Annotated in this window: 26 protein-coding genes; 19 read left to right on the top strand and 7 right to left on the bottom strand. The window is 40.4% G+C overall.

The window, feature by feature from the left end; all coding sequences use genetic code 11:
• From HMPREF2794_RS10850 to HMPREF2794_RS10785, 14 genes are all read left to right on the top strand, one after another.
• The gene (locus tag HMPREF2794_RS10850; RefSeq protein ID WP_070751510.1) at nt 1-1,134 is read left to right on the top strand and encodes a CapA family protein; all 1,134 of its coding nucleotides are present in this window, start codon (nt 1-3) and stop codon (nt 1,132-1,134) included.
• Nucleotides 1,121-1,996, top strand: coding sequence for an ATP-grasp fold amidoligase family protein (locus HMPREF2794_RS10845; RefSeq protein WP_070751509.1), 876 nt, complete (start codon nt 1,121-1,123; stop codon nt 1,994-1,996). Before HMPREF2794_RS10850 ends, HMPREF2794_RS10845 begins: the two co-directional genes overlap by 14 nt.
• Nucleotides 1,996-3,498, top strand: a complete 1,503-nt coding sequence (locus HMPREF2794_RS10840) for a lipopolysaccharide biosynthesis protein (RefSeq protein WP_070751508.1) — start codon at nt 1,996-1,998, stop codon at nt 3,496-3,498. Before HMPREF2794_RS10845 ends, HMPREF2794_RS10840 begins: the two co-directional genes overlap by 1 nt.
• A gap of 2 nt (nt 3,499-3,500) precedes the next feature.
• On the top strand, nt 3,501-4,652 hold the full coding sequence (locus HMPREF2794_RS10835) for a hypothetical protein (RefSeq protein ID WP_070751507.1): 1,152 nt from the start codon (nt 3,501-3,503) through the stop codon (nt 4,650-4,652).
• 205 nt (nt 4,653-4,857) lie between these two features.
• Nucleotides 4,858-5,883 carry a glycosyltransferase family 4 protein gene (locus HMPREF2794_RS10830; protein ID WP_168166598.1) on the top strand — a complete coding sequence of 342 codons (1,026 nt, stop codon included), beginning with the start codon at nt 4,858-4,860 and terminating at the stop codon, nt 5,881-5,883.
• A 47-nt stretch (nt 5,884-5,930) separates the two neighbouring features.
• Entirely contained in the window at nt 5,931-6,758 is an 828-nt protein-coding gene (locus HMPREF2794_RS10825) for a glycosyltransferase family 2 protein (RefSeq protein WP_070751505.1), read from the top strand.
• A gap of 8 nt (nt 6,759-6,766) precedes the next feature.
• Nucleotides 6,767-7,903: a polysaccharide pyruvyl transferase family protein gene (locus HMPREF2794_RS10820; protein ID WP_070751504.1), complete on the top strand. Its 1,137-nt coding sequence runs from the start codon at nt 6,767-6,769 to the stop codon at nt 7,901-7,903.
• The gene (locus HMPREF2794_RS10815) at nt 7,893-9,098 is read left to right on the top strand and encodes a Coenzyme F420 hydrogenase/dehydrogenase, beta subunit C-terminal domain (protein ID WP_070751503.1); all 1,206 of its coding nucleotides are present in this window, start codon (nt 7,893-7,895) and stop codon (nt 9,096-9,098) included. The genes HMPREF2794_RS10820 and HMPREF2794_RS10815 overlap by 11 nt, the downstream gene beginning before the upstream one ends.
• A gap of 140 nt (nt 9,099-9,238) precedes the next feature.
• On the top strand, nt 9,239-9,979 hold the full coding sequence (locus tag HMPREF2794_RS10810) for a glycosyltransferase family 2 protein (RefSeq protein WP_246839601.1): 741 nt from the start codon (nt 9,239-9,241) through the stop codon (nt 9,977-9,979).
• Nucleotides 9,980-10,060: 81 nt separating this feature from the next.
• Complete coding sequence (locus HMPREF2794_RS10805) at nt 10,061-11,047, top strand: MraY family glycosyltransferase (protein ID WP_070751501.1); 987 nt, start codon at nt 10,061-10,063, stop codon at nt 11,045-11,047.
• Between the two features lie 5 nt (nt 11,048-11,052).
• The gene (locus tag HMPREF2794_RS10800; RefSeq protein ID WP_070751500.1) at nt 11,053-11,499 is read left to right on the top strand and encodes a WbuC family cupin fold metalloprotein; all 447 of its coding nucleotides are present in this window, start codon (nt 11,053-11,055) and stop codon (nt 11,497-11,499) included.
• Between the two features lie 45 nt (nt 11,500-11,544).
• Nucleotides 11,545-12,339 carry a polysaccharide biosynthesis/export family protein gene (locus HMPREF2794_RS10795; RefSeq protein ID WP_083312058.1) on the top strand — a complete coding sequence of 265 codons (795 nt, stop codon included), beginning with the start codon at nt 11,545-11,547 and terminating at the stop codon, nt 12,337-12,339.
• Between the two features lie 12 nt (nt 12,340-12,351).
• Complete coding sequence (locus HMPREF2794_RS10790; RefSeq protein ID WP_070751499.1) at nt 12,352-14,799, top strand: GumC family protein; 2,448 nt, start codon at nt 12,352-12,354, stop codon at nt 14,797-14,799.
• Between the two features lie 87 nt (nt 14,800-14,886).
• Nucleotides 14,887-15,120: a DUF4248 domain-containing protein gene (locus HMPREF2794_RS10785; protein ID WP_008760682.1), complete on the top strand. Its 234-nt coding sequence runs from the start codon at nt 14,887-14,889 to the stop codon at nt 15,118-15,120.
• Between the two features lie 71 nt (nt 15,121-15,191).
• On the opposite strand, the gene HMPREF2794_RS10780 is transcribed toward HMPREF2794_RS10785, so the two are convergent.
• The 4 genes from HMPREF2794_RS10780 to HMPREF2794_RS10770 form a co-directional block, all read right to left on the bottom strand.
• A complete protein-coding gene (locus tag HMPREF2794_RS10780) occupies nt 15,192-15,635 on the bottom strand; it encodes an N-acetylmuramoyl-L-alanine amidase (RefSeq protein WP_022302410.1) in 444 nt (147 codons plus the stop codon).
• Between the two features lie 9 nt (nt 15,636-15,644).
• A complete protein-coding gene (locus HMPREF2794_RS28930; RefSeq protein ID WP_022302409.1) occupies nt 15,645-15,746 on the bottom strand; it encodes a smalltalk protein in 102 nt (33 codons plus the stop codon).
• Between the two features lie 27 nt (nt 15,747-15,773).
• The gene (locus HMPREF2794_RS10775; RefSeq protein WP_010537685.1) at nt 15,774-16,265 is read right to left on the bottom strand and encodes an HU family DNA-binding protein; all 492 of its coding nucleotides are present in this window, start codon (nt 16,263-16,265) and stop codon (nt 15,774-15,776) included.
• A 207-nt stretch (nt 16,266-16,472) separates the two neighbouring features.
• Nucleotides 16,473-18,800 carry a DUF3987 domain-containing protein gene (locus HMPREF2794_RS10770; protein ID WP_029425510.1) on the bottom strand — a complete coding sequence of 776 codons (2,328 nt, stop codon included), beginning with the start codon at nt 18,798-18,800 and terminating at the stop codon, nt 16,473-16,475.
• Between the two features lie 156 nt (nt 18,801-18,956).
• On the opposite strand from HMPREF2794_RS10770, the gene HMPREF2794_RS10765 reads away from it, so the two are divergent.
• A complete protein-coding gene (locus tag HMPREF2794_RS10765) occupies nt 18,957-19,319 on the top strand; it encodes a hypothetical protein (RefSeq protein WP_010537687.1) in 363 nt (120 codons plus the stop codon).
• Between the two features lie 22 nt (nt 19,320-19,341).
• Here HMPREF2794_RS10765 and HMPREF2794_RS10760 read toward each other — a convergent pair whose 3' ends face one another.
• Genes HMPREF2794_RS10760 through HMPREF2794_RS10750 form a run of 3 tightly spaced genes read right to left on the bottom strand, consistent with a single transcriptional unit; the run spans nt 19,342 to nt 20,205 of the window.
• Nucleotides 19,342-19,599 carry a hypothetical protein gene (locus HMPREF2794_RS10760; protein WP_010537688.1) on the bottom strand — a complete coding sequence of 86 codons (258 nt, stop codon included), beginning with the start codon at nt 19,597-19,599 and terminating at the stop codon, nt 19,342-19,344.
• Between the two features lie 8 nt (nt 19,600-19,607).
• Complete coding sequence (locus HMPREF2794_RS10755) at nt 19,608-19,967, bottom strand: phage holin family protein (RefSeq protein WP_010537689.1); 360 nt, start codon at nt 19,965-19,967, stop codon at nt 19,608-19,610.
• A 28-nt stretch (nt 19,968-19,995) separates the two neighbouring features.
• Nucleotides 19,996-20,205: a YtxH domain-containing protein gene (locus HMPREF2794_RS10750; protein ID WP_010537690.1), complete on the bottom strand. Its 210-nt coding sequence runs from the start codon at nt 20,203-20,205 to the stop codon at nt 19,996-19,998.
• 201 nt (nt 20,206-20,406) lie between these two features.
• On the opposite strand from HMPREF2794_RS10750, the gene HMPREF2794_RS10745 reads away from it, so the two are divergent.
• The 4 genes from HMPREF2794_RS10745 (at nt 20,407) to HMPREF2794_RS10730 (ending at nt 24,429) form a co-directional block, all read left to right on the top strand.
• A complete protein-coding gene (locus tag HMPREF2794_RS10745) occupies nt 20,407-21,177 on the top strand; it encodes an SDR family NAD(P)-dependent oxidoreductase (RefSeq protein ID WP_010537691.1) in 771 nt (256 codons plus the stop codon).
• A 117-nt stretch (nt 21,178-21,294) separates the two neighbouring features.
• Nucleotides 21,295-21,789 (top strand): SPOR domain-containing protein, encoded by a 495-nt coding sequence (locus HMPREF2794_RS10740; RefSeq protein WP_010537692.1) that lies wholly within the window; start codon nt 21,295-21,297, stop codon nt 21,787-21,789.
• Between the two features lie 250 nt (nt 21,790-22,039).
• On the top strand, nt 22,040-22,864 hold the full coding sequence (gene cysQ / locus HMPREF2794_RS10735) for a 3'(2'),5'-bisphosphate nucleotidase CysQ (RefSeq protein ID WP_070751498.1): 825 nt from the start codon (nt 22,040-22,042) through the stop codon (nt 22,862-22,864).
• A gap of 11 nt (nt 22,865-22,875) precedes the next feature.
• Complete coding sequence (locus HMPREF2794_RS10730) at nt 22,876-24,429, top strand: SLC13 family permease (protein ID WP_070751497.1); 1,554 nt, start codon at nt 22,876-22,878, stop codon at nt 24,427-24,429.
• The last annotated feature ends 2 nt before the right edge of the window (nt 24,430-24,431 follow it).

Raw genomic sequence — 24,431 nt, 5'->3', positions numbered from 1 at the left:
ATGAGCAGATTGTTTGTTTGCGGAGATATTTGCAACTCAATGTCTGAAATGAAAAAGAGTTTTATTTCAGATGAGTTGGTAGAAGTTATTAAATCAGTAGATTATTCGGTGTGCAACTTAGAGGGCATCGAAGTAGACCATAATACAACTCACGTGGACTATCCACATCAGCAATTTGGTACAGTATCATACTTGAAATCTTGTGGTTTCAATATGTGCTTACTGGCAAACAATCATATTACCGATGGCGGTCCGGATAGGTTGAACTACACTATTGATGCAATCGATAACGTGAGATTGGATTATATAGGAGCGGGGTTCACGGAAGAGCAGGTCTATGCAGCCCGAATTAAGCAAATTGGCAACTATAAATTCGGAATTATTAATTTATGCGAGGCCCAAGAAGGTCAGTTTTCTAATAGTACCTGTAAATATGGTTATGCTTGGATTGGCCATTTTTCCATAGCAAAGACAATAAGTGAATTACGTACAAAAGTGGATTTCATATTGTGTTTTTGCCATTATGGTCTTGAACACTATGAGGTACCTCTTGATTGTGTGAGGCAGTACTATTACCAGCTTATTGATCAGGGAGTCGATTGCATAGTGGGAACACATCCTCATATTGCCCAAGGATACGAGTATTATAACGATAAACTGATAGTATATAGCTTAGGTAATTTCTTTTTTCCAAGAAAAACTGGAAGATATGATGATGAGAACCATTCCTATTCCGTGGTTTTGGAGTTTAAAAAAGGTAGAAAAGTGCAGGTTACACCAATCTTCCATAAACTCGAAGAAGGAGCGGTATGTACTGATAATAGCGGAAGGATTGATCTTAAAGCACTGAATTTATTACTTTCAAATAACTACAAGTATAATGAAGAAGAGACCATTCGTAAGGCCTTTGATGGTGTAGTTGGAAATTTATTTTATAACTCCATGTGTAGTATGTCTGACCAAAGACGTTCACCAAAAGAACGTTTGAAAGATATTTTTCGTTATACAATGTTTAGGTCGAAATATATAAATTCGACTGCAAAAATCCGAGCTTCAATTATATCAAGATTATTTGAAAACGAAATATACAGATATATAATAATTAAAATTCATAACGATTATGGAGAAGAATAAATCTTTTGGTAGAAGGATCCTTAACTTATTGCCATGGCAGGTGAGGTACTTTGTTGATTACTCTCGTAATAAACATGTGATACCCAATCTGTTTTCTCCAAGAAACTATTCAGAGTATATCTTTAGAGATAATATCCTTGGTTGTCATAAAAAGCATGCGTATCTTGCAGATAAGTATGAAGTGCGCAAGTATGTAGAAGAACGGGGGCTCGGTCATATTCTGACTAAACTGTATGGTGTTTGGGATAATGCGGACATAATAAATTTTGACGAACTGCCAGCGCAGTTCGCTATTAAGTGCAACCACAGTTGTGCAATGAATATTATTGTATTTGACAAATCCACGCTTGACGTTGAGGCAACTAAGAAGCTGCTAAACAAATGGCTTAAGACTAAGCACCCTATCGATTTCGAAGTGCACTATCAGTGCATCAAGCCACTCATTATCTGTGAAGAGCTGATTAAAGACAATGAGGACGGATCGTTTCCAATGGATTATAAAATCCATTGTGCAAATGGAAAACCTATATTCATTCAGTGTTGCTTTGCTAGAACAGAACAGAGCGTAGGAAAGCGTGTAATATATAGCCCTGAGTGGAAAAATCTTCATTATATCATCAATGATTACCACTATTCTGGTGATGAATGTGATAAACCAAAGCATTTGAAGGAAATGTTAGAATACGCCTCAATTTTATCTAAGGGATTGGATTATGCCCGTGTTGATTTCTATGATACTGACGAACGCCCCCTGTTTGGAGAAATTACGTTGACCCCTATGGGAGGATGGCTAACGTACTTTACTCCTGAAGCTATTGATGTTATGGGTCGTGAAATACGTGTCAATAAAAATAAGAAGTAATGCAAGAAAATACAAATAAGGCTATTTTTCTTAATTCAATAATTCTGTATGCTAAGCTAATAATAACAGCAATTGCAGGATTATTGACAACTCGCTTTGCCTTACAAGCACTTGGAGTTGATGATTTTGGTCTCTTCTCTGTAGTTGGAGGAGTTATATCTTTTATTGCTATTGTAAACACAATAATGATAAGCACCTCCAATCGCTTTATAGCGACAGCAATTGGAAAAGGGGATATGAAAATGATTAATAACACATTCAGTGTAAATGTTGTTATTCACGTGCTGATTGCTGTAATCACACTTGCAGTGGCATATCCATTGGGAGATTGGTATATATTAAATTTTATCAATTATGGCGGTGATATACAATCTGTTATGACAGTATTTCATATTACGATTATTGGATCTGTAATATCTTTCATTGGTGTACCTTTTAATGGTTTATTAATTGCAAAGGAGAGATTCTTGGTATTCTCAACTGCCGAGATAATAGCTAACATCACAAAAGTCATTGTAAGCTATTCATTAATTTATTTTTTTGCCAATAAACTTTCGGTTTATTCATTGACAATTTGCTTGACTACAGCATTTCCAACATTTGTATTCATTGTCTATTGCAGAAAGTTATTTCCTCAAATTGTGGCCTTTCACTTTGTTAAGGAGTGGGCTCCATATAGAGAGGTACTTGCATTCTCTGTATGGGTTGGTTATGGGGCGATTGCAACTGTAAGCAAAAACCAAGGTGCTGCATTGATTGTGAATCGTTTTTTTAATACGACCATGAATACTGCGTTAGGTCTAGCAAATTCAGTGAACTCTATCATCCTGACATTCGCAAACAGCATCAGTAAGTCAATCTCTCCGCAAATTGTTAAAAGTTATGCCGCTGGCGACAAAGAACGAAGTGAAACTTTGGTTGTGATGGCCTCGAAATATTCATTTCTTATACTACTGTTGGTAGCTTCACCTTTTTTGGTGGCTCCAGAATGGATATTTTCTTTATGGTTAGGGGTAGTTCCAGCCAATTTAATTATTTTTTCGACCTTAATAATTGTTGATGCTTTGATAGGAGTATTTAATGCTGGCATTCCTGATTTGATATTTGCGTCAGGCAAAATTAAGTGGTACCAGATAATTGTGAACACAATGTTCTTACTATCAGTAGTTGCTGCATATTTTGTATTACAAGCTGGTGCACCTGCATATTATCTACAGGTCACATATATAATATTTTCGCTCATAATACTCGTATTAAGACAAATCGCTCTAAATAGAATCGTGAAATTTAATAACTGGAATCTTATTCGAAAATCTTATATACCATGTATTTATGTAGTTATACTCTTTACTCTCGTTTTCACAATTAAGGGAATTGTAGTTCCATTTATGCTAATGATTATATCCATTGTCTACCTTTTGATTCTGTATTTTACTATCGCTCTCACTAAGGAGGAGAGACTATTTGTAATTAACCGAATAAAAGGACTAATTAAGAAATAAATATGAGAATGCCATTTAAATATAAGTTGCTGGTATTGCTCTTTTTCTCGACGCTTATTACTTCTTTGTGGTCTGATAACATATACCTGCTGTTTTTGTTCTCATTGGGCACATGGTGTATTCTCCCATTTAATAAATGGTGGGATGGCATTGGTGCTACTTTGATATTTTTCTCATTTGCTTATTGTGCTATGCAGTATATGCATGATCAAACTGGTAGCGGATTTATTTACCTATCTATGATAATAGCTCCAGTAGCTTATTATAGATTTGGAAGTTGGGCTATATGTTGGTTAGAGGATGATAAAAAGAAATTGCAGTTTCTATTCATTTCCATACTATTATATTTGATACCCGTTCTTCTTCTTACAATCCAAGATATTTTGATTGTAGGTTTCGTTAATGAAAGTCGCTATTTGTTGAGTGATATAGGTAAGGAGGAAAGTACTTTATCTGCGACAATATATGGATTAATGAGTTCTGCAGGAATCGCTTTTGTATCTATCATATTTGCAGAATCTTTGAAGTTGAAAGAGAAAGCAGTCTTCTTTTCTTTGGCAGCAATTGCTTTGGTTATTGTTGTCCATTTGATTAATAGAACTGGTATTGTGCTTTTGATTACGAGTATCATCTTGTCGTTTGGTTATTCAACAGGTATGCGGCTATCTAAGGTCGTTTCATCCTTATTACTATTATTGCTTGTTTTAGTAATTATTATTAAGAGCGGGCTTGTTAGTCAAGAAATTATTGATGCATATATAGAAAGAGAATCCGGTACTACGGATAATGCAGCTGAGTTGGGAGGCAGATCGGGTAAATGGCAAGCGGCTATTTCTGATTTAATGTCGAGTCCATTGGGTTGGAAGAGAGTGGGATATGTACACAATTTGTGGTTAGATTTGGCTGCTGTAGCAGGATGGATTGCCACCATTCCGTTTGTCGTTGCTACGATCAACGTTCTAAAAACCACTTTTAGAATGATTAAACGGAATGTAACTCCTTTTCGTTTGGTAGTTGTTACTATGGTTGTAGCAATGTTTCTAAATTGTATGGTAGAGCCTGTAATTGAAGCAAGTTTGTTGTTCTTTGTTCTGATGATGTTTGTTTGGGGGATGCTCAAAGCTGAATCGGAAGAAATGGTACTTAATCATTAATGATTGCATGAACATATTATATATAGGAAAATTCTTCCCACAGAATATGCTCAGAACTATCAACGAAGATAGCAAGGGACTGATGGGAATGTCGAATCATAATTTCGAGATGTCGTTACTGAATGGACTATGCCAGCAGGAGAATATTAACCTGAAGTGCATCACATGTCCTGGTGTATTCTCGTACCCTCAGTATAACAAGAAGATGTTTACAGAACCAGAGTCATATGCATACAAGAATACGTATGTAGAGTCTGTTGGTTTCTGCAATCTTGTGGGCGTGAAAGAGGGTTCTGCAAAGCGTGCAACAGCCAGTAATATACTGGAGGCGATTGAAGAGTTCGAGGGCGATACTATTCACATTATTATCAATACACCAGATATTCGTCTGTTGGATGCAATAAAGGCTGCAAAGCGAAAGACAGCGAAGAAGATAACCCAAACTGTAGTGATTCCTGATATTCCTTCTATTGTCTTTGGTATGGACAGGCAAAATCCAGTTAAGGCGTACTTGCTGGCAAAGAGAAACAAGAAGATTACAGCAGCAACCAACAATAGCGATGGTCTAGTATTACTTACCGAGGCTATGATGGACTTCTACCAAAAGGATTTGAAGCATATTGTAATGGAGGGTATCGTAGATGTTGGTACCATGGGCAAAAGCGATGTTGAGCCAACTATAGATAAAAAGGTTGTTCTATATACAGGTACTCTGCGTAAAATATTTGGAGTCATGAATCTTGTAGAAGCATTTAAAATGGTAAAAGATAGAGATGTTGAATTGTGGATCTGTGGTTCTGGAGATTCAAAAGAAGCAATAAATGAAGCTACAAGAATAGACTCTCGTATTAAATTTTTTGGACTGGTTGATAGTGAGACAGCTTTAGAAATGCAGCATAAAGCCACAATTCTTGTGAATCCACGAACAAGTGAAGGGGAATATACAAAGTACTCTTTCCCCTCAAAAACAATGGAATATTTGCTTGCGGGAAGAAGTGTCATTATTAATCATTTGTCAGGAATCCCTGAAGAGTATTATGATTATGTCTATACCCCAAAAGACGAAAGTGTGGAGGCCTTGGCAGAATGTATTTCAAGTGTAATTCATCTTGATATGAAGGAACGAGAAGAGCGAGCAAAAAAAGGACGGCAATTTATTATTGAAAAGAAAAATTCAAAAGTCCAAATGGAGCGTGTAATTAAAATGATAGAATCCTATGCTAACATCTAATAATATTGAATAAAAATTAACAAAAAACTTTTTTGTTAAAATTGTGTATGAAAATATCTGTTATTGTTCCTACCTATAAGCCACAGACATATTTATGGGAGTGTTTAGACTCTATATATAATCAGACATTTCTTAAGACTGATTATGAACTTGTACTTGTTTTGAATGGTTGTAATGAGCCATATAATACACAAATAAAGGAATGGTTATCGAAGCATGAGGATTTGCAAGTACAGTATTTCCAAATAGATGAAGGAGGTGTTTCTAATGCTCGTAACATAGCCCTTAACAATGCAAAGGGGAAATATGTCACTTTCATTGACGATGATGACCTAATTTCGTTTTCTTTTTTGGAAGAATTATATGATAAAGTCGCTCCTGATACTGTTTCATTATGTTATCCATACGCATTCAAAGACAAAGAATCTAATAGACAGTTGAAATATACGGTTACAGATGCATATAATTATGCTGTGGAAAATCGATGTTCAACTCTTTCATCCAAGGTCCGGAAATATTTTTCCGGACCTTGTATGAAACTCATTCCAATGAGTTTCATACAAGAAAGAAGATATGACAAACGATTTAAAATAGGCGAAGACAGTTTGTTTATGTTTTTGATTTCAGATAAAATTCACAAAGTTTCATTAACATCAAAGAACGCTGTGTATTATAGGCGATACAGAGAAGAAAGTGCTTCTTTTAAAAAGAGGTCGGCAAAAGAACAGATTACTAATAATATAAAACTTATATGGGAATACATAAAGATATATGTGCATGGTGGCTATAGCTCGTATATTTTTACTACTCGTATTGCTTCAAGGATAAGAGAGATAATGTTATATCCTATTACTAAGTTCAAAAGGAATAGCTAAAATTATAAATGAAAAATAGAACATTACTCACCACTGTCTTTTCCGCTTTCAACTATGGTTCCTGTCTTCAAGCCTTTGCGGGAAAACAAATCATACAAAAAGTAGGATATGAGTGTGATCTTGTTAAGTTGAAATCATTGGTGAAAGGTCGTGATGTACGGTTTCGAAAACTGATGACCATATTGTTTCGCTCGTTGTTTTTGAATAAGAATAATGCATTGAAGACATACGGGAAATCGTATGAAAAAACGTTGGTAGACGGAACAGAACGTAAGTTCTTCGCTTTTACAGATGAGTATCTGAAACCAGTGGAGGTGTCATGGAGAAGATTAAAAAGTCTAGCTAAAGAAGCTGTGGCTTGTTTCTCGGGTAGCGATCAGATATGGAATTCCTCTACGTTATATGTTGATCCCTTGTATTATTTGCGATTTGCGCCTAAACAGAAAAGGATTGCATTGTCACCAAGTTTTGGGCGCAACTTCATTGCAGATTATAACAAGAACAAAATGAAGAAATGGATAAATGATTATCCTTATTTGTCAGTCCGTGAAGACAGTGGTGTGAAGTTGATAAAGGAACTTACAGGACTAGAAGCACAACATTTGTTAGACCCGACACTTATCATCAACTCGGAGGAATGGAGAAAAAACTTACATATAGAGGAGAAAATAAAGAATTATATACTTGCTTATTTCTTGGACGAACCGTCATCTCATGCCAAGAACGCTTTGAAGGCTTTAAAAGAACAACTGAATTGTAAAGTAATTGCTCTTCCATATAAGTTTGAGGATATGGATTATTGCGATGAAGCCGTTGCTGCTGGACCGAAAGAGTTTGTAGAGCTTGTGGCAAATGCAAAGGTCGTATGTACTGACTCTTTCCATGGAACTGTTTTCGCTTTGAATTTGCACACACCTTTCTTCACTTTTGAGCGAGAATACGGATTTGCCAATAAACAGTCTGAGCGTGTACTGTCCATTTTGCGTAAGGTAGATATGCTTGAACGATATCAACCTGTAAACGTGGTGGAAAAACTAGACAATCTAGATTTCAAGCATTCTGAGGAAGTATTAAATACCGAACGGGAAAAGGCATATAAATATGTAAATAACGCAATTAACTCGATAAAAAAGAATGAAAAGTAATGTATGCGATGGTGAAGAGCTTCGTTTTTGCACCGGCTGTGGCGTATGTGTTAGTGTTTGTGGAACAAAAGCCATAACCATTAAGTTGGACAACGAAGGATATTATAAGCCTGTAGTTGATGAAGACAAGTGCGTAGAGTGTAATCTTTGCAAGAAGTCTTGTTATAAATATGATGAAAATCCGGTGCAAAGTGACAAGTATGAAATGTGTTATGCTGCCGTGAATAAAAACGAAAAACAATTAAAGGCATCAAGTAGTGGAGCTGTATCGAGAGTGTTGATGGAAGAATGCATTGCCAGAGACTATAAAGTGATGGGCTGCGCATACGATACGAAGGAAAACATTGCAAAATCAATTGTTGTCTCTACAATTGATGAACTTGACCAATTCTATGGCTCCAAATATTTTCAGAGTTTGACTACAGAAGGTTTTGATGAAGTTCTGAAAGATAGAACTGAAAAAAAGTATGCGATATTCGGCACACCTTGCCAGATATATGGTTTTTCACAGACTTCTAAATACAAGCGCAAGCCGGATAATTATCTTCTAGTTGATATTTTTTGTCATGGATGTCCTTCAATGAAACTCTGGAAATCATATTTGAAATACATGAGTAAACGCACGGGATGTTCTGAATACGACAAGGTCGTATTCAGAAGCAAAACTCATGCTTGGCATGAGTATTGCTTCGATTTCATTTCGAAATCGAAGCAATACTCGAGCAAAAAGTCAAAAGACCCATTCTACGACATTTTTTTTGGAATGGATATAATGAATGAGGCTTGCTACGATTGTAATTCGCGTAGTAGTATGGCATACGGAGATATCCGTTTGGGTGATTATTGGGGAGAGAAATATGATACAGACACCAAAGGTGTGTCTGCGGTTGTAGTAAAGACGCCAAAAGGTATGGAGATATTCGAAGCGGTAAAGAATAGACTAAATGTTGAAGAGGTGACTCTCAATCATATCCTTGCGGCTCAGTCTTATGGTAAGACCCATTTTTATAATAGACAAAGGCGACGTTTTTTATTGCAGAATATGTCAGGAGATTCTGATTTGAAAGAGGTGTATACGACTTATATGAAAATGTTCCCATTAAAAAGTCGAATTAAGAAGCAGTTGAAAGCAATTGTAAAATGTTGTCCTAAAAGTGTTTATTTCCCGATAAAGAAATTAATTCACTCTATCTGAATTATATGTTTTCCTATAAAAGGCACATCTTAAATTCATAGGAATTCTCTACTTACGGCAGGACTTAATACAATACTACAGACACTTTTCCTGTTTTCTATTATCTTTAATTTTGTTAGAATATGCAAGTAAGCATTATTATGCCGTATTACAATGCGGCAGCATATATTTGTGAAACAGTAGAAGCCATCATTGCCCAAACTTATGAGGATTGGGAGTTGATAATCGTTGATGATTGTAGTCCTGCTCCTGAAACAACAGCAGTGTTGAAGCAAATAGAGGAGATGGATAGTCGTATCAAAGTCATGCGAGCCGAGAAAAACGGTGGTGCCGGCTTGGCGCGTAACATTGGTATCAAGATGGCGCAAGGTCAATATATAGGCTTCTGCGACAGTGATGACTGGTGGTATCCAACCAAGTTGGAAGAACAGTTGAAGTTTATGCAAGAGAATGGCTATGAACTGACGTGCACTTGGTATGAAGATGCCAACGAGCAATTGAAGCCTTATTATACGGTGAAGCAAGCTCCACGGCAGTCATATAAGTCAATGATAGTAGGTTGCAATGTTGGTACGCCGGGAGTATTGTTTGATACGAGACGTGTTGGCAAGAAATATATGCCTCCACTCCGTCGAGCCGAAGACTGGGGGTTGTGGATGAACATTCTGAAGGATGTAGATTATATCTATACCTATCCGAAAGCTTTGTGGAAATACCGCCATATTCCAGGGTCTGAAACAAGTAACAAGTGGGTGATGTTGAAAGCTGTGGTAAAAATGTATAAGACAGTGCTCGGAATGAATTCACTGGAAGCATGGTTTATTGCTCTGTTCATATTCTTGCCTGATAATATATTGAAGAAACTGAAAAAAATAGTATAATATATCGTGGACTATTATTAGACTTTCTTAGCAAGGACTACTAATTAGCGAACTTGTATTGACTATAAATAGAAATTGATTATGATATATCTTATTATTCTAGTCTTGCTTTTCATTGCAGAACTCATCTATTTCTGCATTGCGAACCAGCGCAACATCATCGACAAACCCAATGAACGCTCATCACACTCTACGATAGTATTACGTGGTGGCGGAATCATCTTCTTAATCGGCGCATGGATCTGGAGTCTCTTCTTCGGATTCCAATACCCTTGGTTCTTAGCCGGCTTGACATTAGTGGCAGGCGTGAGTTTTATAGATGACATCCATTCATTGCCGGATTCGGTGAGATTGGTAGCGCAGTTTACTGCCGCCGCAATGGCATTTTATCAACTGGGCATATTACATTGGTCAATGTGGTGGATTATACTGTTGGCACTAATAGTATACGTCGGTGCTACGAATGTAATAAACTTCATGGATGGAATCAATGGTATCACAGCAGGATACTCTTTGGTTGTATTGGTTTCGTTGGCTCTAGTGAATATGAATGGTATTTTTGTAGAACAGAGTTTGATCATATCAACGATTTTAGCTTCATTGGTGTTTTGTATTTTCAATTTTCGTCCGAAGGGTAAAGCGAAATGCTTTGCAGGGGATGTCGGCTCTATCGGCATTGCTTTTATCATATTGTTTCTGTTAGGTAATGTGATGATCAGGACAACGGATATTACTTGGCTGATATTCTTGTTAGTATATGGTGTGGATGGCTGTCTGACTATCGCACATCGTATTATGTTGCATGAGAACTTGGGCGAGGCACATCGTAAACATGTTTATCAGATTATGGCTAATGAATTAAAGATTGGACATGTAAAGGTGACATCTCTGTATATGGTTATGCAGTTAGTGATTTCTCTTGGATTTATCTATCTCTGTCCCAATACGGTGCTTGCTCATTGGCTGTATTTGGTTACTACATTGGTTGTATTGGCTATTGCTTACATCTTATTTATAAAAAAATACTATCATTTACATGAGGAATATCTCGTATCATTGAAAAAATAATAGTTATGGATTTTGATAAAGAATTTTTAGGGAAATTATTAGAACAGGCTATGGAGAATCCACGTTTACGTCAGAACTTCGACTTGCGCACTTCATCTGCCGATACCAGCCAACGTATGCTCAACGCTTTGCAACCAGGAACAGAGGTGCCTATTCATCGACATGAAAAGACGGCGGAAACTGTAATATGTCTTGTTGGTAAATTAGAAGAAATTATCTATGAAGAAGTGAATGAATATGCTTATGAAACAACTTCCTGTTGTGATGATGTGATAAGACGAAAAAGTTTTATAGAAGTTGCACGTCAAATACTATCTCCTGCAGAAGGTAAATTCGGTATCCAAATACCTGCAGGGGCATGGCATACGATACATGTTGTAGAGCCTTCTGTTATTTTTGAAGCAAAAGACGGGGCGTATAATGAGTCAGGAAATGCAAGAGATAAAAAGTGATTGAATTTTAATAAAGATAGAATAAAAAACAATATAAAGAAATATATGAAGAGAATGAAACAACTAGGCTATTACGTATTGGCAGCTTTTCTGTTTACCGCCTGCCAGTCTTATAAAAAAGTACCTTATCTTCAGGATGCTGAGGTCGTTTTGTACAGTACCCAGAACGAACAGCTTTATGATGCCAAGATCATGCCCAAGGATTTGCTGACGATAGTGGTGTCATGTACCAGTCCTGAATTGGCCGCACCTTTCAACTTGACAGTGGCTACACAGAATAATGCTGTTTTGGGTTATACAACTACTCAGCCTGTTTTGCAACAATACCTAGTGGATAACGAAGGTAATATCAATTTCCCTGTGCTAGGTGAACTTCATGTGGGTGGATTGACAAAGAAGGCTACTGAACAGATGATTGTGGAAAAGCTGAAACCTTATATTACGGAAACGCCTATTGTGACGGTACGTATGGTGAATTATAAGATTTCCGTGATTGGTGAAGTTGCCCGTCCCGGTACATTTACGATTTCCAATGAAAAAGTGAATATCCTGGAGGCTTTGGCTATGGCAGGTGATATGACCGTATATGGTCTGCGTGATGATGTTAAATTGATACGGGAGAATGCCAATGGCAAGCAGGAAATTATTCCGTTGGACTTGAACAAGGCAGAGACTATTCTTTCTCCTTATTACTATTTGCAGCAGAATGATATTATCTATGTGACTCCAAATAAAGCAAAAGCCCGAAATTCGGATGTGGGAAATAGTACAAGCCTATGGTTCTCTGCTACTTCCATCCTTGTTTCCATTGCCAGTTTGTTATTTAATATTCTGAAATAAAAAGAAAGAGTTATGAAAGAAGAAAAGCAATATGAGAAAAGTCATGCTACTAGTGAAGAACAGATAGATTTTCAAGCATTACTTTTTAAATATATTATCCATTGGCCTTGGTTTGTAGGGGCAGTGTTACTATGCCTTATTGGTGCGTGGTTTTATCTGCATTGGGCTACACCCATCTATAATATTTCAGCTACTGTCTTGATAAAAGATGAGAAGAAGGGTGGAGGTGCAGGACTCTCTTCGGAGTTGGAGGATATGGGATTAAGCGGTCTGATGACTTCCTCCAAGAATATTGATAATGAGTTGGAAGTTTTGCGTTCGAAAACGCTCGTTAAAGAGGTGGTTAATCAATTGGGGCTGTATATAACTTATGCAGATGAGGATGAATTTCCTGCTAAAGGTTTATACAAGACGTCTCCGGTGCAGGTGAGTTTGACACCTCAGGAGGCTGAGAAACTAAGCTCTCCGATGGTAGTGGAAATGACACTACAGCCTAAAGGTAGTATGGATGTGAACGTGACTGTAGGTGAGAAGGGATATCAGAAGCATTTTGAGAAACTACCTGCTATCTTTCCGACTGATGAGGGAACATTGGCTTTCTTTCAGGAAGTTGATTCAGTAACTCTGCAGGATGGAACAAAGATTCCTCGGATGGAGAAGAATGTACGTCATATAACTGCTACTATCAACAAACCGATGAGAGTGGCAAAAGGGTATTGTAACAGCCTGTCTATTGCTCCGACTTCTAAAACTACTTCTGTGGCCGTGATTTCGTTAAAAAATTCTAGTTTGCAACGTGGGCAGGATTTTATCAACCAATTACTGGAGATGTATAATCGCAATACGAATAATGATAAAAACGAAATTGCTCAGAAAACAGCAGAGTTTATTGATGAACGTATTAGTATTATCTCAAAAGAACTGGGAAGTACGGAAGCGGATTTAGAGACTTTCAAGCGTGATGCGGGTATCACGGATTTGACGAGCGAAGCTCAGATCGCTTTGGCCGGTAATGCTGAATATGAAAAGAAGAGTGTGGAGAACCGTACTCAAATCAGCCTGGTGAATGACTTGCGTAAGTACTTAAGAGGTAATGAATACGAAGTATTGCCAAGTAATGTTGGTTTACAGGATGCCGCTTTGATTGGTGCGATTGAACGCTATAATGAGATGTTGGTGGAACGTAAACGTCTGTTACGTACATCAACAGAGAATAACCCTGCTATTGTGAATTTGGATACGAGTATTCGTGCTATGAAAGCCAATGTACAGGCTACTCTTGAAGGAACTTTGCAGGGATTGATGATCACTAAATCAAACCTAGACCGTGAAGCGAGTCGTTATTCCCGTCGTATTAGTAATGCTCCGGGACAGGAACGGGCTTATGTAAGTATTGCCCGCCAGCAAGAAATTAAAGCAGGGTTGTATCTGATGTTGTTGCAGAAACGTGAAGAGAATGCGATTGCGTTAGCTGCTACAGCGAATAATGCAAAAATTATTGATGAAGCAATAGCTGATGATATTCCAGTGTCTCCCAAGCGATCTATGATCTATTTGATTGCATTGGTGTTAGGTATTGGAATCCCTGTTGGCATCATCTACCTGATTGACCTGACGAAATTCAAAATTGAAGGTCGTGCCGATGTAGAGAAACTAACGACTGTCCCTGTTGTCGGTGATATTCCATTGACAGACGAAAAAAATGATAAGAATGGCTCTATTGCGGTATTTGAGAATAAGAACAATCTGATGAGTGAGGTTTTCCGTAATGTTCGAACCAATCTTCAGTTTATGCTTAATAATGACCAGAAGGTAATCCTTGTGACCTCAACCGTTAGTGGAGAAGGAAAATCGTTTGTTTCGGCAAACCTGGCTATCAGTCTTTCTCTTTTGGGAAAGAAAGTGGTGATTGTCGGTCTTGATATTCGTAAGCCGGGACTTAATAAGGTATTCCAGCTTTCGAACAGGGAAAAAGGTATTACCCAATATCTTTCCAATCCTGAAACGGATTTGATGGAACTGGTACAGCCTTCGGATATCAATAAGAACCTATATATCCTTTTGGGTGGCACTGTTCCTCCTAATCCGACCGAACTGCTGGCTCGTAACGGACTGGACAAGGCCATAGAAACCTTGAAGAAGCACTTCGACTATGTAATAATGGATACTGCCCCTATCGGTATGGTAACCGATACCTTATTGATAGGCCGTGTAGCTGACTTGTCCGTCTACGTATGCCGTGCCGACTATACTCATAAAGCCGAATATACATTGATCAATGAGTTGTCTATTGAGAAGAAACTTCCTAATCTTTGTACCGTAATCAACGGTGTGGACTTGAAAAAGAGAAAATACGGTTATTACTACGGCTACGGCAAGTACGGTAAGCACTACGGCTATGGCAAACGTTATGGTTACGGCTATGGATATGGTCAGACCAAAAGTGAAAGAAAAGACTAGTAATTTTGAAATAAATATGAAAAAAACGTTGAAAAAGGATGATTTATTTTGTATCTTTATAGCTTATAAACCAAGCATAAAGATACAATGAATCAACCAGATTTTGTAGTGAAATGCTACAATAAACAAGACTTAGCCCAAATGTATTTTCCTGATATAACAGTTCGCGCTTCAGTAAATAAACTTCGTCGTTGGATGCGTAGATGTCAGCCATTAATGGATGAGATACTTTCTACGGATTTTCATCCGAAAACGAAAGCTTTTTCTGTGCGGGAAGTAAGGTTGATTACTTACTATTTGGGTAAGCCGGGAGATTTATAATCTCAAAATCCTTTTATTATTCATCACAATGACTACGGGAGGCAGCACTTTCGCTATCTCCCGCAGTTTTTTTATAACTCTGAATATTCCTTTCTCGGATCAAAGCAAGGACATGCTTTATGAATCGAGGCACTAAGCTGATAATGTCCCGCTATCTGCGCCTCCGGATACTGATGCCTGAGAATCGTCAGCAGATCGATCAGGGCAAAACGCTGTGCGGCAGTTCTTGTATCCGCCGGTTTGCCATCTTCATTCAGTCCGCCTTCATAGCAGATTCCGATACTATGCCTGTTGAATCCACGCACATGAGCACCCATCTCAGAGATGGGACGGCAATGGTGAAGAACTCCGTCACGGGTAATATAAAAATGGTAACCGATATCAAGAAAGCCCCGTTGCAAATGACATTCGCGAAGCTGTTCTACACTGAAGCGAACATTGCAGCGCGTAGCGCTGCAATGAATCACCAACAACTTAATCTCTCTGGGGAGATACTCATCTTTAGAACTTTCCATACGGATGTATTACAGATGAGCCGCACAGGACGTTACTCCGAGAGCAGAAATGATAGACGTTGCAATTGTCACAATGAACTGAAGAATATTCTTCCAAACTTGTTTTTTCATACGATTTAAATTTTAATGATTAATCAATTAAACGGTCGGGTCCGGTGCTTCTTCGTCGTCACCTGAGCCATCTGTATTTCCGCCTTTTCCATCGTCCGGCAGCGGTTCGTCTCCCGAATCAGTTTTGCCGTCACTCTTATACAGTGCGAAGTCCAGCGTTTTACACAACTTGCGGAGATCACTTCCCGGATAGAAAAGCACTTTGCCTTTCTCGATACACGATGCTTTGAATTCCTTCTCCGTTGCGGTAGCCGTTGCCGTCTTGAGACTCATGCGGAAATTCCCCAGATCGCCCATCTGAACGATATTTCCTTCATCCAGTACATTGACGATTTCGAGCAGAAATTCACCGATACAGCCTTCCAGCTCTCCTTTGGAGTACGAGGAACGTTCCGTAATACGCTTGCAGACTTCCTTAACGGTAACTTTGCGTCCGCTGCGTGCCACTGCATAATACTTGGGTGCTTCACTAGGTTTCAACAGGTTCTTGCGAGCCATAACAACATAATTCTGTGCCATAATTTTTAATACTTATTACTTAATACTTAATACCTGTAACCGATTACTTAGCAAAGATACTACATGAGCAAGTGCTCGTGATGTGCAGTGACGCACACAGGCGCACTGATAAAAGGAAAAAACATTGAGAAGTTTTTTTCAAACTTCCCAATGTTTTCAGGGAGTCTTCAAAAGGACAAAAGGACCAAAAGGACAGATAGGACTATTTTATGAGATCTTCTGATACTTCCCATGAGATATCTTATTGATTTTGACGTCAATGAGCGATTTCAACAGTCTGCTGATCTTGCGGCGGCTGAAATCGTATTTTACGCCAATCTGTATTGCTTCTTCGGTAGTGAATGTTTCCGGCAACTCGCCGATGAACTTTCGTGTACTGTTCGGATCTTTCAACGGATGGAACTGGGGAGACGGCATGGAAGACAATAATAGCCTGCTATGCTCATAACAGCAGAGAACGATCTGGAGAGAGCGCTCGAAATCTACATCCTTACAATAGATATCCGGTGCGCCATCATTCGCCTCGAACTGGCGGATGCGTGCCTGGATCATGCTGATGCGCATCACAAGACAGGCATACCGCTTGACTACGGCCTGAAGGTCATCGTTACCTTCCAGAACCACTTCGGCAAGCAGCTTGGAAAACGTATGATTCAGATAATCCCATTGAGAACGGCTGAAGTGAAACAATACAGGATGATTCTCACAGAAATGATAAAGTTCGAAAACACGATGGGCAAGCGGCTTGAAAGACTCTTCGAGCGAGATACTGTCATCTCCCATGGGCTTCCATTTCGGAATGCTGCGGAAAGTGTAGAGCATGATACGGCTCGGAAGTCCTTTTTCCGAAGTCTCTATCAGTGAAGCCATCTGACTCGGGGTGCCGGTGAGGAACATGGCAAGCATGGGAAAACGGATATAAATGGGGGTTAAGCCATTGATCTTGAAAGCGGAATCAATATTCTCATGCTCGAATGCCTTGCGGAGCATATCGTCAAAGTTACCGCAATCCAGATGATTGGCTGTAGCCAGCGTCTGCGCCTCGGTATCGAAAATGATGCTTCCTTGCGGGCCGTTGTCCCGCATCTGGATTTGCATACGGCTGTAGCTGGTAGTGGCAGGGAGAAAAAGCATTTTGTAAGCCGGTTTTTCCGGCTCTTCGGGACACTCTTTATGTTCCTTTTTCTTATAAGTACAGTCCAGTTTCCATTGGGTGTATTTATGGTTATAAATTTTCTGCTGAAGTTCGCTATTGGAAAGTATCCAGTCGTGGACCTCTTCCAGCAGATAACGTCCTGTTTGCGCAATGCTCTTGTTGCTTCCGGCGGGGGCAATGCCGAAACTGTAGAAATGGGGCGAATACTTTTTGTGATTATAGATGCCGAATGTGGCGGGCAGTACGGAACTCAATGCGGTGAGGTTGGAGAGAAAGGAAAGATCCTGTTCACGATCACCTTCCTCTTCGAGGATACATTCGTTCAGCAGATCGGGCAGATATTTGTACACGCTCTTGGGAAAACAGGGCGTTTTTTTTCTGAATTCTTCGCCTTGCCAATATGCTTCATCTGCTTCATAGACGTTTTCGGATGGGCTATATGTCGCTTTTGTCATTTTGTCCTTATGAGGAGAAGAGCAAAGCGGAGAGGCGGAGACATGTGGGGTAGAGGTAACTTTTTGGTAACCAGATTGTAGGATGCTCCTGATTTCCTGAGCGGGAAAGTCGGAGTGCTCAAAATAAACCGTAATCCCGCGTAATATGCTTTCTTGCGAATACCTTCTCCGGCAAGCTTCGCAGGCGAGTTTAAACAGATTGGTGTGTCGTTGCCCGGCAGTCAATGGATTTAAGAAAATGTAGGACGAAAGGAACAAGCTGACTTCCTCTTCCGAGAAGTTCTCTGAGGTTTCGCTTGTTTTTGCCGGTAGCGGAGGAGAGGGGAGGTTTTCTGCTGTCGGCTGGAACGGTTGTGTTTCCACAGCCGCTTCCAGAACGAATGACTGATAAAGACTGGCTACGTATCCGTCCGGTGAATAGGTGAAATAACACAGGCGGCTTTCGTCTTTACAGGCGGGATCGCTGGTAAGGCCGGTCAGCTGGTCGTAGTAACGGCTGACCAGTAGCTGCCCTTCCCGGTGACGGCCTTCGATGCCTTCCACATAGGCGAAGATTTTCACGCCGTCCGTAGGGCTTTCCAGAGCAGCTACGGTATGAGGGTCGGCAGCGCAAAGACGGATGATCTCCAGCCGGTTGGGAACGTGGTCGTAGTCGAGCCCGATAATGTGACTGGGCAGCCGGAAATTTCGGATGGCATGCGCTCCGTCGAAAGTGCCGGCAGGGGTGAAGCAGGGGAGCTGGCTTTTTATTTTTTGTGCCGCTTCATGGTCTCCCTCCTGATGATACCGCCGGATCGCCTGAATGATGGAGGCATAAACCGGATGGATACACATAAAGATGACTTCGAGAAAAGACATGACTTTTGGTTTTTTAGAATACACGTTTTCGTAAACGGAAACTTTAATTTCTTCGAGTACTTTCATTTGATTTTGAAGTTTTAGAATTACTTTTGCACCCGCTATCGGGATAACGGGTGCAAAGGTAAAGAATACGGATTTGGAGGCGGTTTCATAGGTTGAAACAGGTTGAATAACCAAATATAAATCTATTTTTTATAACTATTTAAACAAAGAGCAAACATGACAAAAGAAAACAATCATGGACCTTATGAGTTTTTGGGAAATATGGTAGTGAGTTTAATGAATGTCGATCCGTCAGTATCCATCTCTTTTCTGGAGACGGAAATACATGTTTCCAGAAGGGATGTGTGTGCCATGCGGCAAGGGAAAGACTTACACCTCTATCAATATGTGCGCGTGATGAACTGTATCATGGATGAGATACATCTGGAAATTCTGTTGAATGTATTGTTGAAGGAACTGAAAACGGTATTGACAGCCCATTGTGACTTGGTGATTGGTACAGTTCCTCACCGGCCTTATGGAAACAGTCAGCCGGCAGAGTGGATGGTGGTAATGAAATGGGACGGGGTAAGAGGCTGATTGGATTGTCTTACCCTGAATGTTATCTCAGCTTCCGGAAGTAGGCGCGTATTTTCTTCATGATCTTGATGCCCATCACTACTCCGTCAAAGATAGCCATACCGGTATTGAACGAACGCATGAGCGAATCCGCCTTATTGGTGGCGGGCGCAAGCGGAGCGAATATCTCACGGGTGGTAGCTGTCATGGCTCGTTTCTGGGCATGAATCTCGTTCAAGAGCTTCTTTTTGCGTTGAGTAATCTCTTCTAATGTAATTTTGGCAGGTGTTTGCGCACTCATAACTTAAATTATTTTGAATCGTTTAAAAATAAGTTGGCGAGGAAGTTTACCATGGGAGAGATGATAAGCTGCTTGCGGAAAATAATGACTAAAGCCATAATCAGGACATTGATACCGGCTATAATGGCGAAACTTACCATGAGTCCGCCTACTAAAGGCTCCAGTACATAAGCCAGAGCAAATAACAGATAAAACAGGGCCACCATGCCGAGGATAATAAGTACTACAATCATGATCAACGTAGAAAGAAGTATGGTTAACTTCTCCGTCAATTCTAATTTGGTGTATTCCTTCTGAAGTTCCAGATACTTTTTGAACTCAAAAAACAACTGTTGAAAGTTCTCAATACTCTTATCGTCTGCAAACATGGTCGCTCTGTTTTAGTCCTTTACTTACTTATTCTCCTATTTCTCCTTTAATTTCAGCTGCAATTTCATCAACGAGATTATCCATCTCGTTGCGATTCAGCTTGATTCCTTTTTTACGAAGAATTTCTGCGATCTTGTGACGGGTATCTTCTCCTTTTTCAGGAGCAAACAAAATACCAAGGGCTGCGCCTACGGCTGCACCACCCAAAAAAGCTGCTAATACATTTAATCCTTTCATAATTTATACTGTTTAAAATGATTATGATACAACAAATATAACATTTTTCTTAAAAGGTTGTTCGCAAAAGCAAGAAAAAAGTACTCTCTTTTTATCATTCTTGATTTCTTTTATGGTTTAATCTTATTTAACTAGACTTTTGGACTAACAAATGGGACTTAAGGCGTACTTTTGTCATTCAATATTGTAATTCAGAACATAATGAAAGCAAAGATTGTTTTTATAACCGGAGCAAGCAGCGGAATAGGGCAGGGATGCGCGCGCAAATTTGCGAAGGAAGGATGGAACCTGATTTTGAATGCCCGCACCGTTTCGAAGCTGGAAGAGCTGAAGGAGGAGCTGGAAAAGGCATATGGAGTACAGGTCTGTGTGCTGCCTTTTGACGTTCGCGACCGGAAACAGGCTGCTGCCGCACTGGAAGCATTGCCGGAAGAATGGAAATCGATCGATGTATTGGTGAACAATGCCGGATTGGTGATCGGAGTAGACAAGGAGTTCGAAGGCAGTCTGGATGAATGGGATATCATGATCGATACGAATATAAGAGGTCTGCTGGCCATGACGCGCCTGGTTGTTCCCGGCATGGTGGAGCGCGGACGCGGACACATTATTAATATAGGTTCTATCGCCGGAGATGCCGCTTATCCCGGAGGCAGTGTTTACTGTGCTACCAAAGCTGCTGTGAAGGCACTTTCGGACGGACTCCGGATAGACTTGGTGGATACTCCGCTGCGGGTGACGAATATCAAACCGGGCATGGTAGAAACAAACTTTACAGTAGTACGTTATCGTGGCGACAAGCAGGCGGCTGACAATTTTTACAAAGGGATACGTCCGCTGACCGGAGACGATGTGGCCGAAACAGTGTATTATGCAGCTTCGGCTCCCGCGCATATTCAGATTGCAGAGGTGCTTTTGATGCCAACTTATCAGGCAACAGGCACTATTTCTTATAAGAAGAAGGCAGAATAGACGTTTTTTCGCCGGATTTCTTTGCCGGATGATAAAATTTCTATTATTTTGTTGCCCGAAAACTAAATGTGAACGAACAAGATTATTGAATTATTAATTAAATACAGAGTATTGGATATGAAAAAATTGGTCGTATTAGGAATGGGAGTATGCATGGTGCTTGCGTTTGCATCTTGTAAATCCAGTGAAAGCGCCTATAAAAAAGCTTACGAAAAAGCAAAACAGCAAGAATTGGCAGAACCGCAGGTGGAAGCTCCGGTAGAAGTGACTCCAGTAGTTGCTGCTCCTGTGACAACACCTAAGGCAACAGATACAACCGGCGTTCGTCAGGAAAAGGTTACAGTTGTTTCCGGAACGGACGGACTGAAAGATTACAGCGTAGTAGTGGGCAGCTTTGGCGTGAAGGCAAATGCGGAAGGCTTGAAAGACTGGTTGGACGGTCAGGGTTACAACGCTACAATTGCGTTCAATGCAGAAAAAGCAATGTACCGTGTGATTGTAAGCTCATTCGCTGATAAAGCGGCTGCTATCGATGCACGTAATGCATTCAAGGCTAAATACCCGAGTCGCACAGACTTCCAGGGAGCTTGGTTGCTGTATCGCATTTATTGATTTCTTTTTGGTAATATATATCGGGATGAATGAATTATTTTCCCGAAATAAGAAGGCGGTAACTGGGAAGTTACTGCTTTTTTGTTGCACAATGTAAATTCGTTTTTTAGAAATTTTTATCATTCTACTAAAAGAAGTTATAAATAGCAGGTGGGAAACTTTTATAGCAAAGAAAGTTTTTACTTTTGTCAACTCTTATCTTGGAGGATTTATTGCCTTAGTGTAAAAGAGGTTTTAATAATGAAATTGAATGGAACAGAAATATGTAATGGCTGCTATCGATGCAGCGTTGAAAGCAGGTGAAAAAATCCTTTCTATCTATGAAGATCCGAAGTCGGATTTTGAAATAGAGAGGAAGGCGGATAACTCTCCCTTAACGATAGCAGACAGAAAAGCCCATGAGGCGATTGTTGCCATTTTGAATGAAACTCCTTTTCCGGTTCTTAGTGAAGAAGGAAAGCATATGGACTATGCGGTGCGGCGTGATTGGGATACTTTATGGATTGTAGACCCGCTGGACGGAACGAAGGAGCTCATCAAGCGTAACGGAGAATTTACGGTAAATATAGCTTTGGTGCAGAACGCTGTACCTGTAATGGGTGTTATTTACGTGCCCGTAAAAAAAGAACTTTATTTTGCAGTGGAAGGGACAGGTGCCTATAAGTGTTCCGGCATTGTCGGTCTGGAAGACGGGGGAGTGACCCTGCAACAGATGATTGGGAAATCGGAACGGATGCCATTGGCGGATGCGCGCGACCATTTTATTGCTGTCGCTTCCCGTTCGCACCTGACGCCTGAAACAGAAACATATATTGCAGACTTAAAAAAGAAACACGGCAGTGTGGAACTGATATCGAGCGGAAGTTCTATTAAAATCTGCCTGGTTGCCGAAGGAAAGGCGGATGTCTATCCGCGTTTTGCTCCGACGATGGAGTGGGATACGGCTGCCGGACATGCGATAGCCCGTGCCGCGGGAATGGAAGTGTATCAGGCTGGAAAAGAGGAACCTTTGCGATACAACAAAGAGGATCTGCTGAATCCGTGGTTTATTGTTGAAGCAAAAAGAGAACACTAATTAATGTTTATATGACATTCGAAATTGTATTTGTACTATTATCCTTATTAGGAATGATGGCTGCCCTGATCGCAGATAAGATGCGACCGGGCATGGTGCTCTTTTCGGTAGTGGTTTTATTCCTGTGTGCCGGCATTCTGACTCCGAAAGAAATGCTCGAGGGCTTCAGTAATAAAGGGATGATTACCGTTGCCCTGTTGTTCCTGGTAAGTGAGGGTATCCGTCAGTCGGGTACATTGGGGCAGGTGATCAAAAAACTGCTTCCGCAGGGAAAAACGACGGTGTTTAAGGCACAGTTGCGTATTCTGCCCTCGGTAGCATTCATTTCTGCTTTTCTGAATAATACTCCGGTTGTAGTCATCTTTGCCCCGATCATCAAGCATTGGGCGAAATCGGTAAAGCTCCCGGCCACCAAGTTCCTGATTCCTCTTTCTTATGTGACCATTCTGGGTGGTATCTGTACGCTGATCGGTACTTCTACCAATCTGGTAGTGCATGGTATGATTCTGGAAGCCGGCTATGAAGGCTTCACCATGTTCGAACTGGGAAAGGTCGGCATCTTCATTGCCATTGCCGGTATCATATATCTTTTCATTTTTTCCAAACGGCTCTTGCCCGATGCACGTCCGGATACGGCTGTGCCCGATGAAGAAGTGGAGGAAGGAGAGAAGCTGCATCGTGTAGAAGCTGTATTGGGAGCCCGTTTCCCCGGTATCAACAAGAAACTGAGTGATTTCAATTTCCAGCGTCACTATGGTGCGGAAGTGAAAGAGATCAAAACACGTAACGGTCAGCGCTATGTCAATCATCTGGAGGATGTAGTGCTCCGTGAGGGTGATACGCTTGTGGTGATGGCGGATGATACGTTTATCCCGACTTGGGGAGAATCTTCGGTATTCGTGCTGCTTACCAACGGCAATGATCCGGATACTTCGGGAAAGAAGAAGCGCTGGCTGGCGCTGATCTTGCTGGTACTGATGATTGTCGGTGCTACGGTGGGCGAACTGCCGGCAACCAAAGAGATGTTTCCCGATATCAAGCTGGATATGTTTTTCTTTGTCTGCATTACTACTATTATCATGGCGTGGACCAATATTTTCCCCGCCCGTAAATATACCAAATATATTTCGTGGGATATTCTGATTACGATTGCCTGCGCGTTTGCCATCAGTAAGGCTATGGTGAACTCCGGTGTGGCCGATTGTGTGGCAGGATTTATCATCGGTTTGAGTGACGATTACGGACCGCATGTATTACTTGCTATATTGTTTGTCATCACGAATTTATTTACGGAACTGATCACGAACAATGCGGCAGCGGCTCTGGCATTCCCCTTGGCACTGTCTATCTCGGCACAGTTGGGCGTAAGTCCGACTCCTTTCTTCGTCGTGATCTGTATGGCTGCGTCTGCCAGCTTCTCCACACCGATCGGTTATCAGACGAATTTGATTGTGCAGGGTATCGGCAACTACAAGTTTACGGATTTTGTCCGTATCGGTCTGCCGCTCAATATTATCACTTTCTTAATCTCTGTTATCCTGATCCCGTTGATCTGGAACTTTTAAAT

It is taken from the genome of Bacteroides sp. HMSC067B03 (assembly GCF_001811315.1).
In the GTDB taxonomy this organism is placed as follows: Bacteria; Bacteroidota; Bacteroidia; order Bacteroidales; family Bacteroidaceae; genus Bacteroides; species Bacteroides faecis.
Note: the sequence above shows the minus strand (reverse complement) of the source record. Positions and strands in the feature narration are given on the sequence as shown.

Coding starts and splice junctions, on each gene's coding strand:
- HMPREF2794_RS10840 (WP_070751508.1), top strand. CDS start 1,996: ATGCAAGAAAATACAAATAAGGCTATTTTTCTTAATTCAATAATTCTG.
- HMPREF2794_RS10820 (WP_070751504.1), top strand. CDS start 6,767: ATGAAAAATAGAACATTACTCACCACTGTCTTTTCCGCTTTCAACTAT.
- HMPREF2794_RS10850 (WP_070751510.1), top strand. CDS start 1: ATGAGCAGATTGTTTGTTTGCGGAGATATTTGCAACTCAATGTCTGAA.
- HMPREF2794_RS10775 (WP_010537685.1), bottom strand. CDS start 16,265: ATGGCACAGAATTATGTTGTTATGGCTCGCAAGAACCTGTTGAAACCT.
- HMPREF2794_RS10825 (WP_070751505.1), top strand. CDS start 5,931: ATGAAAATATCTGTTATTGTTCCTACCTATAAGCCACAGACATATTTA.
- HMPREF2794_RS10755 (WP_010537689.1), bottom strand. CDS start 19,967: ATGTTTGCAGACGATAAGAGTATTGAGAACTTTCAACAGTTGTTTTTT.
- HMPREF2794_RS10795 (WP_083312058.1), top strand. CDS start 11,545: ATGAAGAGAATGAAACAACTAGGCTATTACGTATTGGCAGCTTTTCTG.
- HMPREF2794_RS10790 (WP_070751499.1), top strand. CDS start 12,352: ATGAAAGAAGAAAAGCAATATGAGAAAAGTCATGCTACTAGTGAAGAA.
- HMPREF2794_RS28930 (WP_022302409.1), bottom strand. CDS start 15,746: ATGAAAAAACAAGTTTGGAAGAATATTCTTCAGTTCATTGTGACAATT.
- HMPREF2794_RS10830 (WP_168166598.1), top strand. CDS start 4,858: ATGTTTACAGAACCAGAGTCATATGCATACAAGAATACGTATGTAGAG.
- HMPREF2794_RS10745 (WP_010537691.1), top strand. CDS start 20,407: ATGAAAGCAAAGATTGTTTTTATAACCGGAGCAAGCAGCGGAATAGGG.
- HMPREF2794_RS10835 (WP_070751507.1), top strand. CDS start 3,501: ATGAGAATGCCATTTAAATATAAGTTGCTGGTATTGCTCTTTTTCTCG.
- HMPREF2794_RS10800 (WP_070751500.1), top strand. CDS start 11,053: ATGGATTTTGATAAAGAATTTTTAGGGAAATTATTAGAACAGGCTATG.
- HMPREF2794_RS10810 (WP_246839601.1), top strand. CDS start 9,239: ATGCCGTATTACAATGCGGCAGCATATATTTGTGAAACAGTAGAAGCC.
- HMPREF2794_RS10750 (WP_010537690.1), bottom strand. CDS start 20,205: ATGAAAGGATTAAATGTATTAGCAGCTTTTTTGGGTGGTGCAGCCGTA.
- HMPREF2794_RS10730 (WP_070751497.1), top strand. CDS start 22,876: ATGACATTCGAAATTGTATTTGTACTATTATCCTTATTAGGAATGATG.
- HMPREF2794_RS10780 (WP_022302410.1), bottom strand. CDS start 15,635: ATGGAAAGTTCTAAAGATGAGTATCTCCCCAGAGAGATTAAGTTGTTG.
- HMPREF2794_RS10845 (WP_070751509.1), top strand. CDS start 1,121: ATGGAGAAGAATAAATCTTTTGGTAGAAGGATCCTTAACTTATTGCCA.
- HMPREF2794_RS10805 (WP_070751501.1), top strand. CDS start 10,061: ATGATATATCTTATTATTCTAGTCTTGCTTTTCATTGCAGAACTCATC.
- HMPREF2794_RS10765 (WP_010537687.1), top strand. CDS start 18,957: ATGACAAAAGAAAACAATCATGGACCTTATGAGTTTTTGGGAAATATG.
- HMPREF2794_RS10785 (WP_008760682.1), top strand. CDS start 14,887: ATGAATCAACCAGATTTTGTAGTGAAATGCTACAATAAACAAGACTTA.
- HMPREF2794_RS10740 (WP_010537692.1), top strand. CDS start 21,295: ATGAAAAAATTGGTCGTATTAGGAATGGGAGTATGCATGGTGCTTGCG.
- HMPREF2794_RS10815 (WP_070751503.1), top strand. CDS start 7,893: ATGAAAAGTAATGTATGCGATGGTGAAGAGCTTCGTTTTTGCACCGGC.
- HMPREF2794_RS10760 (WP_010537688.1), bottom strand. CDS start 19,599: ATGAGTGCGCAAACACCTGCCAAAATTACATTAGAAGAGATTACTCAA.
- HMPREF2794_RS10770 (WP_029425510.1), bottom strand. CDS start 18,800: ATGAAAGTACTCGAAGAAATTAAAGTTTCCGTTTACGAAAACGTGTAT.
- cysQ (WP_070751498.1), top strand. CDS start 22,040: ATGGAACAGAAATATGTAATGGCTGCTATCGATGCAGCGTTGAAAGCA.